Genomic DNA, 12,266 nt, shown 5'->3' with positions numbered 1-12,266 from the left:
TATATTAATCTTAGGGGGAACTGAATTATTTTGTTTTTAAAACATTTTTTTCAGCAGGTATAACTATAGAATTACCAACCGATAAAACATTATTATTTTTGAAGCTATTATGCTGTTGAATATCTGTGACAACACCAAGAGGTTTGTAAGTTGGCATAAAATGTTGAGCTAAACTCCAAAGATGATCACCAGATTTAACTCTGTATTTTATATATACATAATCTGCATCCTCAGAAACTGTTTTTACAATTTCGTATGATTGTGTAGAGTTATCAACATTTTGAACATTTCCACTTGTGCTTATAGCAGCTTCATCATCAGTTTTAGAATTACCGGTATTAGATAATTGCATTGAAGTAGTTTTTTGACTCGGTTCTTTTTGCAATGCTGATGAAGCGCTATGTTTTTGAGAGTTGTTTCTAGTTTTATCGTAATAAACAATACCACTGCCAACAATAAAAACACAGATTATAAATAGTATAAAGCGTAATTTGTTTTTACTCATTAATTAGCACCTCTTTCCTTTTATATTGGTAATTATTGACTAGCAAAAAAAAATTATACATATTTTCTTGAAAAAATTTTAAATTGTATAAATAGCACAAATAGATAAACACTTAAGCAGGAATATTTTATAGGCCAAAATGTAAGAATTTATCACGTTATATATATAAGCGTGTAAATACTAAACACTATGCCCTATAAAAGATTCTATGGTCGAACCTTTTAAGTAGGAATATTTTATAGGTCAAAATGTAAGAATTTATCACGTTATATATATGTGTTATAATGTAGTCGTTGTTGGAAGAATATATATATAGATTGATAAATTAATATTTTTATATACAATAATATAAATTGGTAGGTGAAGAAATGGATACAAAGTTATTGCTTAAGGAATTATGTTTAAAGGATGCTCCAAGTGGAGTTGAGAAAGAGTTATTTGATACTGTAAATAGAGAATTTTCTGAGTTTTGCGATGTAGAGATGGATGAATTAAATAATATATACGCAAGTAAAAAGGGAAAAGGAATGGGTAAAATAGCTTTAATGGCACATGGAGATGAAATTTTTCTTATGGTTAGTGGTTTTGAAAAAAATGGATTCCTAAAATTTAAAGCTGTAGGAATAGATCCAAAGGTCTTAATTTCTCAAGAAGTTAAGATTCATGGAAAAAAAGATGTACTTGGCATTATAGGAATAAAACCTCCCCATCTTATGAATGAGAAAGAAAAGGAAGAGGGAGTTAAGGTAACGGAACTTCTAATCGACACAGGCATAAGTACAGAAAAATTAAAAGAAATTGTAAGTATAGGTGATTATGTAACTATAAAGAGAGACTTTTATGAGCTTTTAAATGATAATGTAGCTTGCAAGGCGATGGATAATAGAGCTAGTATAACTGCTATGTATGTTTGTGCAAGAGAATTAAGTCATATATCTCACAATGCAGATGTAGTTTTTATATGTTCCTGCCAAGAAGAGGTTGGACATAGAGGCGCTAAAATGTCTGCATATAAAGTAAAGCCTGATATATGTATAGCTATAGATGTCACTTTTGATGGTGGAAAGCTTGGAGATCCGGATAGAGAAAATGAAGTTGGAGGCGGACCTGTTATATGTATTGGTCCTAATATACATGCAAAGGTTAGAAAAAAAATAATTGAAACAGCTAATAAGTACAATATACCTTATAAGGTTGAGGTTGAACCAGGAAATACGGGATGTGATGCATGGGATACACAAATTTCAGGTACTGGAATACCATCTCTTTTAATATCTGTGCCTGAAAAATATATGCACACTTCTGTTGAAGTTGTTAATGTAAAAGATATAGAGAATGTGGGTATTCTTATAGCTAAATTTGTAGAAGAGATGAATAATGTTGAAATGGAGGAACTTTTATGCTTTTAAAAAAACTTTGTAATGCAGCTGGTCCTTCATCCTTTGAGGGAGAAGTAAGGAAAATTATTAAAGAAGAAATTAAGGATTTTGTTGATGAAATAAAAGTAGATAGAATGGGAAATATAATAGCGCATAAAAAAGGCAGCGGAAAAAAGATAATGTTAGATGCTCACATGGATGAAGTGGGATTTATAATAACAGCAATAAATGAAGATGGCACAATGAAATTTGCTTCACTTGGGGGTATAAACAGCAAAATCATACCTTCAAAGGTAGTTTACATAGGAGAAAATAAAATCCCGGGGGTAATCGGAATAAAGCCTATACATCTTCAAAACGGAGAGGAAAGAAAAAATAGTGCTTCTTATGAGAATTGTTGTATAGACATTGGTTCCAAATCAAAGGAAGAAACAAAAAAACATGTTTCTTTAGGTGATTATGCTGTGTTTGATACAGAATACGGTGAATTTGGAGAAGGTTTTATTAAAGCAAAGGCGCTTGATGATAGAGTTGGATGTGCTGTTTTAATAGAACTTTTAAAAGAAAATTATGAGTGTGATTTATATGCTGTATTTAATGTTCAAGAGGAAGTTGGAGAAAGAGGAGCTTATGTATCAGCCTTTAGTGTTAGGCCAGATATTGGAATCGCTATAGAGGGAACCATATGTGCGGATATGCCTAATATACCTGAACAATTAAGGGCAACCGAACTCACTAAAGGACCTGCTATTTCTATAATGGATAAGACTAGCATATATAATGAAGAAATAACAGAGGATTTGATAAAAGTAGCAAAGGAAAATAATGTGCCTTATCAAAGAAGAAAAGCCGTGGCAGGTGGAAATGATGCAGGCGCAATAGTATCAAGTACAAATGGTGCTAAAATAGCAGCCGTTTCAGTACCTTGTAGATATATACATTCCTCTGTTTCTGTTGCAAATTTAGAGGATATAGAAAATACAGTGGAACTTTTAAAGAAATATTTACTAGGCTTAAAAGGGGTGAGATAAGGTTATGGATATATTACTTGAGAAAGTTATTAACAGCTTTGGTGTAAGTGGAAGAGAAAAAGAAATATCAGAAATAATAAAGAAAGAACTTAAAAAATATGATTGCACGGTTAAAGAAGATAAGCTTGGAAATGTTATAGCAAAGGTTGGAGAAGGAAAAGAAAAAATAATGTTAAGTACCAGCATGGATACGAAGGGTGTAATTGTGTATTATATAGAGGATGATGGGAAAATTAGAATTGAACCGGTAGGAGAGTTAAAGGCAGATGATGTCTTGGGTAAAAGTATAATATTTAGAAGTAAGATAGTTGGAAAAATAGAATCAGACAAAAAGGAAAACAATGAGTTTAGAGATTTGTATGTAAAAGTTAATATGGAGAAAAAGAAAACAGTATTAAAATATATAAGTGAAGGTGAAGTAGGTTCATTTTCTGGAAATATATTTGAAGATGGAAAAAATATAGTTGGTTCATATTTAAGTAATAGAGCAGCATGTTTTGCGTTTCTTAAAGTAATACAAGAAATTAAAGATATAAATAAAGAAGTGTATTTTGTATTTTCTACTCAGGGAAATTTAGGTGGTAAAGGTGCTAGAGCTGCTGCTTTTGAAATAGAACCCAATATGTGCATTTCTGTAAATACTGAAGTAGAAGGAGAAATAAAGTTAGGAGAGGGACCTGTTCTTGTTTTAATGGGGAAGGGACTTATAACAAATACATGTGTTAAAGAAAAAATAATTAAGACTGCTGAAGAAAATAATATAAAACTTCAAAGATGTGTTTCTGATTTCTTTAGTGATGGAAGCTCTGTACATAAGGAAGTGGGAGGAATAAAAACAGCAAATATAGCACTGCCTTGTAAGAATAAGGATAGTATAAATGAAGCTGTAAATTATGAGGATATAAACAATTTAGTTAAGCTTATCTCTTCCATTGTAAAAGAGTAAAGTTCAGTGTAAAATTTAAATAGGGGCAAAGGAAGCCGGAATAAAACGTATTATGTTGTTTCTTAGGCTTCCTTAGTTGTATAAAAAATAAAAAGGGGTGGCATAATTGAAAAAAGTGGCAGCACTTGGTCCTAAAGGGACATTTAGTGAATTTGCAGTTAAGGAATATAAGAAAAAGATTGATAGTGATATTGAGATGAAGTTTTATCCAACAATATCAAAGGTTGTTATGGCAGCAGAAAATGAGTGTGATATTGCAATAGTACCTATTGAAAATACTCTTGATGGATTTGTACAAGTCACATTGGATTTATTAAATAAAACAAATCTTAGTATAGTTTATGAATTTGCGCTTCCAATACAATTTGCATTCGCAGCCAATAGCAAAATGGATGAAGTTAAAAGAATTTATGCTCAATTTAAAACTCAAGGTCAGTGTTTAGAATTTTTAGAAAAGTATGACAAACTTGAAGTTATTACAACAGAAAGTAATGGTACATCTTTAGAAAATCTAAAAAAAGGAGTTTGGGAAGAAGGAGCAATAATCCCTGCGTATGCAATAGAGAAAGAAAAAGAATTTAAATATATTATTGAAAATGTTACGGATGCAGAGGATAATGAAACAAGATTTATAGTATTATCAAAGCAAAAAAATAAAAGTTATCACAGTGGAGAGTATAAAACAGGAATAATAATTTCAGATGCCAATGCGGACAAGCCAGGAGCATTATGGAAAGTATTAAAAGAGTTTGCATTGTGTGAAATAAACCTTACATCTATAATATCAAGACCAACTAAAAAGGGCCTTGGGCAATACTATTTTTTTATTGAAGCTGAAGGAAATTATGATGGTGATAATAAGCTTAAAGGAGCAATAGAAGATATAAAACAGCATAGTGTTGTGAAAATAGTTGGATCGTATTTAAGTTTATAGATTTCAAGAAGTGAAAGTTAAGAAAGAGTATTTTTATTAAAACTGAAAGTTTTACGCTAAGAAATTTAATACCTAAAAACAAAAATGGAGAATCTATTAATAGGATTCTCCATTTTTGTTTTTTAACATTGAAAATATAATACTTAAAGCTAAAATCACGAATATTATTGTTAGAGATAAAATTATAGATATTTCTATATGAAAGAATAGAATAGCAAGCTTAATCCCTGTGAAAATAAGAATTAACGCCACTCCAAATTTAACATATTGAAATTTATCATGAAGTTTTTCTAAAAGAAAATACATGGATCGAAGGCCTAAGATAGCAAATATATTTGAAGTATAAACAATAAATGCATTAGTAGTTATAGAAAAAATTGCAGGGATTGAATCTACAGCAAATAGCAAATCAGAGCCCTCAATTAAAACTAAAATTGGAAGAAGAGGGGTTGCGTGGAGTTTTCCTTTTTTTCTAATTAAAAATTTATTACTATTACTTTCCTTTTCAACGGGGATAAACCTACCTACCATTTTGAAGAAAAAAGAATTTTTATAATCTTTTTTTTCATCTTCTTTTTGGAGGAACATTTTTATACCACTTATTATAAGTAATATACCAAAAAAATAAAGAATAAAGTGGAATCTATCAATTACTGCAACACCAAGAAGTATAAATATAAGGCGAAGTATCACAGCACCTAGGATTCCATAGTTTAAGATTTTCTTTTGATGTTCCCCTTTTAGAAGAAAGTTTTGGAAGATTATCAAAAATAAAAAAAGATTATCTAAACTTAAACTTAATTCAATAACATAACCACCTAAAAACTCTAAAGCATTTTGTTTTCCCATAAAAAAATATATGAAGATATTAAAAACTAGAGCCAAAGCAATCCAGATTAAAGTTTGTTTTAAGGCTTTTCTTGTATCTATGATAACCATCCTTCTTTCTATTGATTATTGTATTATATAATTGATAACATAATAAAAAAATAGTAAAATTATAAGTAAGATTATATCTTTAAAGTACTTTTTGAAGAGTGTCTTTTAATTTGAGCCAATCTTCTTCATACATTTTCTTGAAATCATCATTTCGGTTATAAGTTAATGATGAGGGGTGATACATAGGAAAAATGGTGCAATTAAATTCATCACTGTGAATGGATGTACCATGACATTCACCTATAGCTTTAAAGGTTGTAAGTCTTTTAAGAGGAACATTACCTAAAGTTATTATTATCTTTGGTTTGGTGAGTGAAATTTCTTCATCTAATATTTCTTTAAATAAATTCACTTCAGAGACTTTAGGAGGCCTGTTACTTATAGTAGTTTTACCAGTTTTTGAAGTTTTTATTTTAATAGGTCTAAAAAAGCATGTGTTTGTTATTCTGATATTTTTTCGTTCTATACCTATGGAGTTTAGATATTTTTCAAAGTTTTTACCAGCAACACCAACAAAAGGCTTTCCACTTTCAACTTCTGATTTTCCAGGAGCTTCGCCTACAAACATTATGTCTGAAGGGATAGGACCATCTCCGGTTATAAATCCGCCGGTAGTTTCTTCTTTATAATTATTTGATATAGTTTCAATTTTAGTTTTTAGCGTTTGTAAATTATTCATAAAATATACTCCTAACTATAGTTTGATTTATATGGTTTACAACTCCTTAATGTGAATCTCTATATATTTTACCAAACAAGAGGACAAAAAATAACATTTAAACTTAAAATAAAAAAAGGAAGGTGAAGTAAAATGAAAAAATTAGCATTAATATCAACAGTAGTAGCAGCAATAGTAGTATTGTCAGGATGCTCATCCAGCAGTAAAAACGTAAAAAGTGATAATTCAGGTAAGGCGCAAAAGGTAAACTCAAGTGCATCTTCAAATAAAAATAATGTGAGCAATGATAAGGATAAAACTTCATCTGATAGTAGTAATTCCAAAGCGGAAAGCAATAAGGGTAATGCCAGTAATGATGCTAACGGTGATTATATTATAAAGGATATAAATAGTTGGAATCACCCTGTTAAAAACATTTTAAATAGGGAAAATATTAAAATAAATAAGGTGGTTTTGCAAAATAATAAGACATATCCCATATTTTATGTTACTTTTAGTAAAGAATTAAATACTGACAATAAAGAGTATTATGGAAAGCTCATGAAGGAAATTGCTTTAGCTAATGGGTATTGGAATTTTGAAATAGTAGATGAAGGTAGAAATGCAGATATAAAGGTTAAATGTAAAGATAAAAAGAGCGTTGACTCTATAAGCTATAATAAGGATAGTAATTATTTTACACTTAATAGTGTACAGTCACTTTCAAAGGAACAGGAGCTTGTAAATTATCTTGTAAGTAATGTAAGTGAAGTTAGAAGTTTCATGAATGTACATGCAAACAATACGAATTCCAAATCAACTATATATGTAGAAAGATACCCTAATGCAGCAGCAACTAATACTTATGAAAAGAATTATTACATGATTTATGTAGGTGAGTCTTTTCCGGATCATATAGTTAATACTTATAGGTTTGCAATAAATAAGGATACAAACGAAATATTGTATTATGACACTGCAAAGGATAAATATGAAACATTGATAGAATGGAGAAATAGCAAAAATTAACTGAACTTTAAAAGGGACAATGCTTGATTATATAGTATGTCCCTTTTGTATTAAGATTAATGAATTGATAAAACAATTTATTTGTGTACACAATATTGTATATAACATGTCAAAATTATAATTAGAAAAGAGTGATTTTATGAGAATACCAATTATAATGACACCAGGACCTACTTCGGTTAGTGAAAATGTAAGATTAAAAAGAGCAGAGAAAACTACAAATCCGGATTTAGATATAAATTTTTATGATTTTTATAAGGAAACTACTGAAAAGATAGGTGAATTTCTTAAAACCAAAAATCAAGTGAGAATTCTATCAGGAGAAGGTATATTAGGACTTGAAGCAGCTTGTGCATCTCTTACTGAAAAAGATGATAGAGTTCTTGTTATAGAAAATGGTATATTTGGAGAAGGGTTTGCAGATTTTGTTAAAATGTATGGTGGAAATCCGTTTTTCTTTAGAGGAAATAGAAAATGTAAAATAAGCACAGAAGAGCTTGGAAGATTTCTAGATATTGATAGTAATTTTAAATATGCTACAATAGTTCATTGTGATACTCCATCAGGAATGTTAAATGATATAGGAGATATATGTGGTTTGCTTAAGAGTAAGGGAATAATGACAGTTGTAGATAGCGTATCGGCAATGGGAGGAGAAGAGTTAAAAGTTGATGAATGGAACATAGATGTAGTTATAGGTGCTTCACAAAAGTGTATTTCAGCCCCTCCAGGACTCACAATTGTAAGTATAAGCGAAGATGCATTTAATGCTATGAAAAATAGAAAAACACCAATAGCAGCATTTTACTGCAATCTACTGGCATGGGAAGATTATTATGAAAAGAAGTGGTTCCCATATACACCACCTATAAGTGATATATTGGCACTCAGAGAGGCAATAGAAAATATTCTTAAAGACAAAGATATGATAGTAAGGCATGATAAAATAGCATCAGCAACTAGAGCAGCAGTTGTGCTTGGAGGATTGGATATATATATAGAAAATGGCTTTTCTAATACTGTAACAGTGATTAAAGTTCCCCATGGTATGAATGATGAAAAAATATTAAACTATATGAAAGAAAATTATAATGTTATGATAGCAGGAGCTTTTGGTTACTTGAAAGGTAAAGTGTTAAGAATAGGTCATATGGGGGAAAATGCACGAATTGATAAAGTTAGTTATACTTTGTTTGCACTTCAAAGAACTCTTGAACACTATGGATTTGAATTTAAGCATGATATGACGAAAGTATTTTTAGAAAAATTTTAAATTGTATTTATAGATAAGGTGGTTTTTGTATGAAATTAATTTCTTGGAATGTAAATGGGCTTAGAGCTTGTATTAAAAAAGGATTTTTGGATTATTTTAAAGAAGTTGATGCAGATATATTTTGTATTCAGGAAAGTAAGCTTCAAGAAGGTCAGGTTGAATTGGATTTACCAGGCTATTATGATTTTTGGAATTATGCAGAGAAAAAGGGGTATTCGGGTACGGCCATATTTACTAAAATTAAACCTATAAGTCATAGCTACGGAATAGGTGAGGAGGAGCATGATAAAGAAGGCAGAGTTATAACACTTGAATTTGAGGATTTTTATATGGTTACAGTATACACTCCAAATGCCAAGGAAAAGCTGGCAAGACTTTCTTATAGAATGGAGTGGGAGGATAGCTTTAGAAAATATCTTAAAACCTTAGAAGAAAAGAAGCCTGTAATTGTTTGTGGAGATATGAATGTGGCACACACAGAAATAGATCTTAAAAATCCAAAGACAAATACTAAAAACGCAGGCTTTAGTCCAGAAGAAAGAAGCAAATTCACAGAGCTTTTAAATTCAGGTTTTATAGATACATATAGATATTTTTATCCAGACAAAGAAGGCATTTATTCTTGGTGGTCCTATAGATTTAAGGCAAGAGAAAAAAATGCAGGCTGGCGTATAGACTATTTTTGTACCTCAGAAAGCCTTAAAGATAGACTTGTAAGTGCTGATATTCATACTGAAGTTATGGGGTCAGATCACTGCCCTGTTGAACTTGTTGTAAAATAAGTAAAATGGTGGTAGTATGGTGTAAAAGGTGTTTTGGGGGTAGGGGATGAAAGAGTTTCAGATAGCAGCGTTTATTGGAAATATATTTATATTTATATTTTTAATGATGATTGGGATAGTAGGCTTTTATCGTATAGTGATAAAAAATTATAGAATAAAAACAAGGAGTAGAAAGAAAAGATATGCAATTAAAATTTCGGTAACTACTTTAATGTTGATTTTGATTATTTCTTCTTCAATCATTCTTATTCCCATGACAAAGGATATACCGGTACTTATAAGTGGAAATTTCGCAGTTGAAAAGGGATATATAGATGAAATAAAAAAGGATTCTAAAGGGTATTTTGAAACTGTATACATAAATGGAGTTGGCGTTACCTTTTCTTTAGAATCAAATATGAATACTTATACAGAATATTCAATAGAGTATTTACCCAATTCACAGGAGGGCATAACAGCAAAAGAAGTGAATTCTAAAAATAAAGAAGTTAAAAGTCCAATTATGGATTTTCTTATAGGTATAATGGAATTCATATTATGTATGGCTGTTATGTTTTTAATATTTTTTAAGTATAATGAAATATTTAAAATTTTAGGAGTGATAGGTGCTGTATTTTATGCCTTAAATATTTATTCTTATATTAAAATAGGTAAAAGTACAGGTGCATGGTTAAATATTAATGATAATTATGGGTTAAAAAAATTAATTTTAGAAACAGTAATATTATTTGCTTTAATTATGTTTTATTTTATTGAAAAAATTATGTTTAAAAGAAAATGTAAGCGCCGTTATGTAAGGAAGGAAGAAAAAAGCGATGCTATAACTAAGGTGTTTGCAGTTATAGTTATCATTGTATTTATTGTATTGATATATATAAATCCAATATGAGATAATAAACAATATAAATATAAAAAAGGAGACTGAAAAATGGATTTTACTTTAATAGCGACATCCACCTTCGGATTAGAATCCGTAGTTGCAAAAGAACTTAAAGAATTAGGATATGAGGATTTAAAAATAGAAAATGGCAGAGTTACGTTTGCAGGCGATGAAATGGATATAGTAACTTGCAATTTATGGCTTAGATGTGCAGATAGAGTACTTATAAAAATGGCAGAATTTAAAGCGGAAAGTTTTGAGGAATTGTTTCAAGGTACTTTAAAAGTTAAATGGGAAGATATAATGCCACAGGATGCGTATATGCATGTTACTGGAAAATCCATAAAGTCAAAGCTTCACAGCGTACCTGATTGTCAGGGGATAGTAAAAAAAGCTGTAGTTGAAGCAATGAAAAGAAAATATAAGCTTGAGAAATTTACTGAATATGGTGCGGAATACAAAATAGAGGTAGGAATACTTAAAGATATAGTAACATTAACACTTGATACATCGGGCGAAGGTCTTCATAAAAGAGGCTACAGAGAAAACTCAGGTGGAGCACCTATAAAGGAGACTTTAGCAGCAGCAATGGTACTTTTAAGTAAATGGAAACCAGAGGTACAGCTTGCAGACCCTATGTGTGGTTCGGGAACTATAGCTATAGAAGCAGCATTAATAGGAAAAAATATTGCGCCTGGACTTAAAAGAAGGTTTGTATCAGAGGATTGGGATATAATACCTAAAGATTTATGGAGTGATCTTAGAAAGCATGCAAGAAATTCAATAAATGATAAGGAATTTAGTATACTATGCTCAGATATAGATGGATGGGTAATAAAAACAGCCAAGGCAAATGCTAAAAAGGCAGGAGTGGAAAATTACATATACTTTCAAAAGCTACCGGTAAAGGAATTTTCATCCAAGAAAAAGGGAGGATCTATAATAACTAATCCACCATACGGAGAAAGACTTGGAGAAGGAAAAGAAGTAGAAAGATTATATAAGGAAATAGGAAGAGTATTTAAAGCTCTTGATGGATGGTCATATTTTATAATAACAGCACATGAAAACTTTGAGGATTGTTTTGGAAGAAAGAGTGATAAGAATAGAAAGCTGTATAACGGTAAACTAAAATGTTATTACTATCAGTACTTTGGGGATAGAAAGTAGAGAAGGGGCTACCTATGTATAGGATAATGGTAATAGAAGATGAAGAGAAAATAAGAAATATTATAAAAAAATCATTAGAAAAGTGGTCCTTTGAAGCCTATGCAGTAGAAAATTTTAATAATATATTTGAAGAATTTGTGAAAATTGAGCCTAAGCTTGTTCTTATGGATATAAATTTGCCCGTCTGTGATGGGTTTTATTGGTGTAGTAAAATAAGAAGTATATCAAAGGTACCTATAGTATTTTTGTCATCAAGAAGTTCTAATATGGATGTGGTAATGGCTGTTAATATGGGAGGAGACGATTATATAACAAAACCATTTTCTATGGAGGTTTTATTAGCTAAAATAAATGCAATACTAAGAAGAACCTACTCCTATAGTGAAACGGAAATGGATACCTTAGAGTTTAAAGACGTAATAATTTCTTTGAAAAACAATACCGTATACTATAATGAAAATAGTGTGGAGCTTACAAAAAATGAATTTAAAATAATATATGTACTTATGAAGAATCATGATAATATAGTAAGTCGGGAAAAAATAATGCAGGAACTTTGGAATGATGAGAGCTTTATAGATGATAACACGCTTACGGTAAATATAAATAGGTTAAGAAAAAAACTTAAAGAATTAGGTGTGGATTTCATTAAAACTATAAAGGGACAAGGATATGTTATAAGATGATATTTTTAAAATATTTAAGGGATAATTTGAGATTTATAGCACTATATATTTTTA

13 protein-coding genes are annotated in these 12,266 nt (G+C 30.2%); 10 read left to right on the top strand and 3 right to left on the bottom strand.

The genetic code is table 11. The features are described from left to right. Window positions 1–25: 25 nt before the first annotated feature. Window positions 26–352: a LysM peptidoglycan-binding domain-containing protein gene (locus CLFE_RS21795; protein ID WP_250944689.1), complete on the bottom strand. Its 327-nt coding sequence runs from the start codon at window positions 350–352 to the stop codon at window positions 26–28. A 521-nt stretch (window positions 353–873) separates the two neighbouring features. Here CLFE_RS21795 and CLFE_RS21790 point away from each other — a divergent pair. From CLFE_RS21790 to CLFE_RS21775, 4 genes are all read left to right on the top strand, one after another. Continuing rightward, window positions 874–1,914, top strand: a complete 1,041-nt coding sequence (locus tag CLFE_RS21790; protein ID WP_077894466.1) for a M42 family metallopeptidase — start codon at window positions 874–876, stop codon at window positions 1,912–1,914. Beyond that, complete coding sequence (locus CLFE_RS21785; protein ID WP_077894465.1) at window positions 1,905–2,915, top strand: M42 family metallopeptidase; 1,011 nt, start codon at window positions 1,905–1,907, stop codon at window positions 2,913–2,915. The genes CLFE_RS21790 and CLFE_RS21785 overlap by 10 nt, the downstream gene beginning before the upstream one ends. A 4-nt stretch (window positions 2,916–2,919) precedes the next feature. Continuing rightward, window positions 2,920–3,861, top strand: coding sequence for an aminopeptidase (locus CLFE_RS21780; protein WP_077894464.1), 942 nt, complete (start codon window positions 2,920–2,922; stop codon window positions 3,859–3,861). 115 nt (window positions 3,862–3,976) lie between these two features. Then, the gene (locus CLFE_RS21775; RefSeq protein WP_242951677.1) at window positions 3,977–4,795 is read left to right on the top strand and encodes a prephenate dehydratase; all 819 of its coding nucleotides are present in this window, start codon (window positions 3,977–3,979) and stop codon (window positions 4,793–4,795) included. 96 nt (window positions 4,796–4,891) lie between these two features. Here CLFE_RS21775 and CLFE_RS21770 read toward each other — a convergent pair whose 3' ends face one another. Both CLFE_RS21770 and CLFE_RS21765 read right to left on the bottom strand, forming a co-directional pair. Beyond that, window positions 4,892–5,725 (bottom strand): TerC/Alx family metal homeostasis membrane protein, encoded by an 834-nt coding sequence (locus tag CLFE_RS21770; RefSeq protein WP_169850989.1) that lies wholly within the window; start codon window positions 5,723–5,725, stop codon window positions 4,892–4,894. 88 nt (window positions 5,726–5,813) lie between these two features. Continuing rightward, the gene (locus tag CLFE_RS21765; RefSeq protein WP_077894461.1) at window positions 5,814–6,413 is read right to left on the bottom strand and encodes a uracil-DNA glycosylase; all 600 of its coding nucleotides are present in this window, start codon (window positions 6,411–6,413) and stop codon (window positions 5,814–5,816) included. 132 nt (window positions 6,414–6,545) lie between these two features. Here CLFE_RS21765 and CLFE_RS21760 point away from each other — a divergent pair, with 132 nt between their 5' ends. From CLFE_RS21760 to CLFE_RS21735, 6 genes are all read left to right on the top strand, one after another. Continuing rightward, window positions 6,546–7,421, top strand: a complete 876-nt coding sequence (locus tag CLFE_RS21760) for a hypothetical protein (protein WP_077894460.1) — start codon at window positions 6,546–6,548, stop codon at window positions 7,419–7,421. A 139-nt stretch (window positions 7,422–7,560) separates the two neighbouring features. Beyond that, window positions 7,561–8,694, top strand: a complete 1,134-nt coding sequence (locus CLFE_RS21755) for a pyridoxal-phosphate-dependent aminotransferase family protein (protein WP_077894459.1) — start codon at window positions 7,561–7,563, stop codon at window positions 8,692–8,694. Between the two features lie 29 nt (window positions 8,695–8,723). After that, window positions 8,724–9,476 (top strand): exodeoxyribonuclease III, encoded by a 753-nt coding sequence (locus CLFE_RS21750; RefSeq protein WP_077894458.1) that lies wholly within the window; start codon window positions 8,724–8,726, stop codon window positions 9,474–9,476. A gap of 46 nt (window positions 9,477–9,522) precedes the next feature. Then, the gene (locus CLFE_RS21745) at window positions 9,523–10,365 is read left to right on the top strand and encodes a hypothetical protein (protein WP_077894457.1); all 843 of its coding nucleotides are present in this window, start codon (window positions 9,523–9,525) and stop codon (window positions 10,363–10,365) included. Between the two features lie 39 nt (window positions 10,366–10,404). Then, a complete protein-coding gene (locus tag CLFE_RS21740; protein WP_077894456.1) occupies window positions 10,405–11,526 on the top strand; it encodes a THUMP domain-containing class I SAM-dependent RNA methyltransferase in 1,122 nt (373 codons plus the stop codon). Between the two features lie 14 nt (window positions 11,527–11,540). Next, window positions 11,541–12,212 (top strand): response regulator transcription factor, encoded by a 672-nt coding sequence (locus tag CLFE_RS21735; RefSeq protein WP_077835743.1) that lies wholly within the window; start codon window positions 11,541–11,543, stop codon window positions 12,210–12,212. Window positions 12,213–12,266 lie beyond the last annotated feature (54 nt).

This window comes from Clostridium felsineum DSM 794, from assembly GCF_002006355.2.
Taxonomy (GTDB): Bacteria; Bacillota; Clostridia; order Clostridiales; family Clostridiaceae; genus Clostridium_S; species Clostridium_S felsineum.
This window is presented reverse-complemented; position numbering and strand designations above follow the sequence as displayed.

Coding starts and splice junctions, on each gene's coding strand:
- CLFE_RS21790 (WP_077894466.1), top strand. CDS start 874: ATGGATACAAAGTTATTGCTTAAGGAATTATGTTTAAAGGATGCTCCA.
- CLFE_RS21740 (WP_077894456.1), top strand. CDS start 10,405: ATGGATTTTACTTTAATAGCGACATCCACCTTCGGATTAGAATCCGTA.
- CLFE_RS21785 (WP_077894465.1), top strand. CDS start 1,905: ATGCTTTTAAAAAAACTTTGTAATGCAGCTGGTCCTTCATCCTTTGAG.
- CLFE_RS21765 (WP_077894461.1), bottom strand. CDS start 6,413: ATGAATAATTTACAAACGCTAAAAACTAAAATTGAAACTATATCAAAT.
- CLFE_RS21735 (WP_077835743.1), top strand. CDS start 11,541: ATGTATAGGATAATGGTAATAGAAGATGAAGAGAAAATAAGAAATATT.
- CLFE_RS21780 (WP_077894464.1), top strand. CDS start 2,920: ATGGATATATTACTTGAGAAAGTTATTAACAGCTTTGGTGTAAGTGGA.
- CLFE_RS21795 (WP_250944689.1), bottom strand. CDS start 352: ATGCAATTATCTAATACCGGTAATTCTAAAACTGATGATGAAGCTGCT.
- CLFE_RS21760 (WP_077894460.1), top strand. CDS start 6,546: ATGAAAAAATTAGCATTAATATCAACAGTAGTAGCAGCAATAGTAGTA.
- CLFE_RS21745 (WP_077894457.1), top strand. CDS start 9,523: ATGAAAGAGTTTCAGATAGCAGCGTTTATTGGAAATATATTTATATTT.
- CLFE_RS21755 (WP_077894459.1), top strand. CDS start 7,561: ATGAGAATACCAATTATAATGACACCAGGACCTACTTCGGTTAGTGAA.
- CLFE_RS21750 (WP_077894458.1), top strand. CDS start 8,724: ATGAAATTAATTTCTTGGAATGTAAATGGGCTTAGAGCTTGTATTAAA.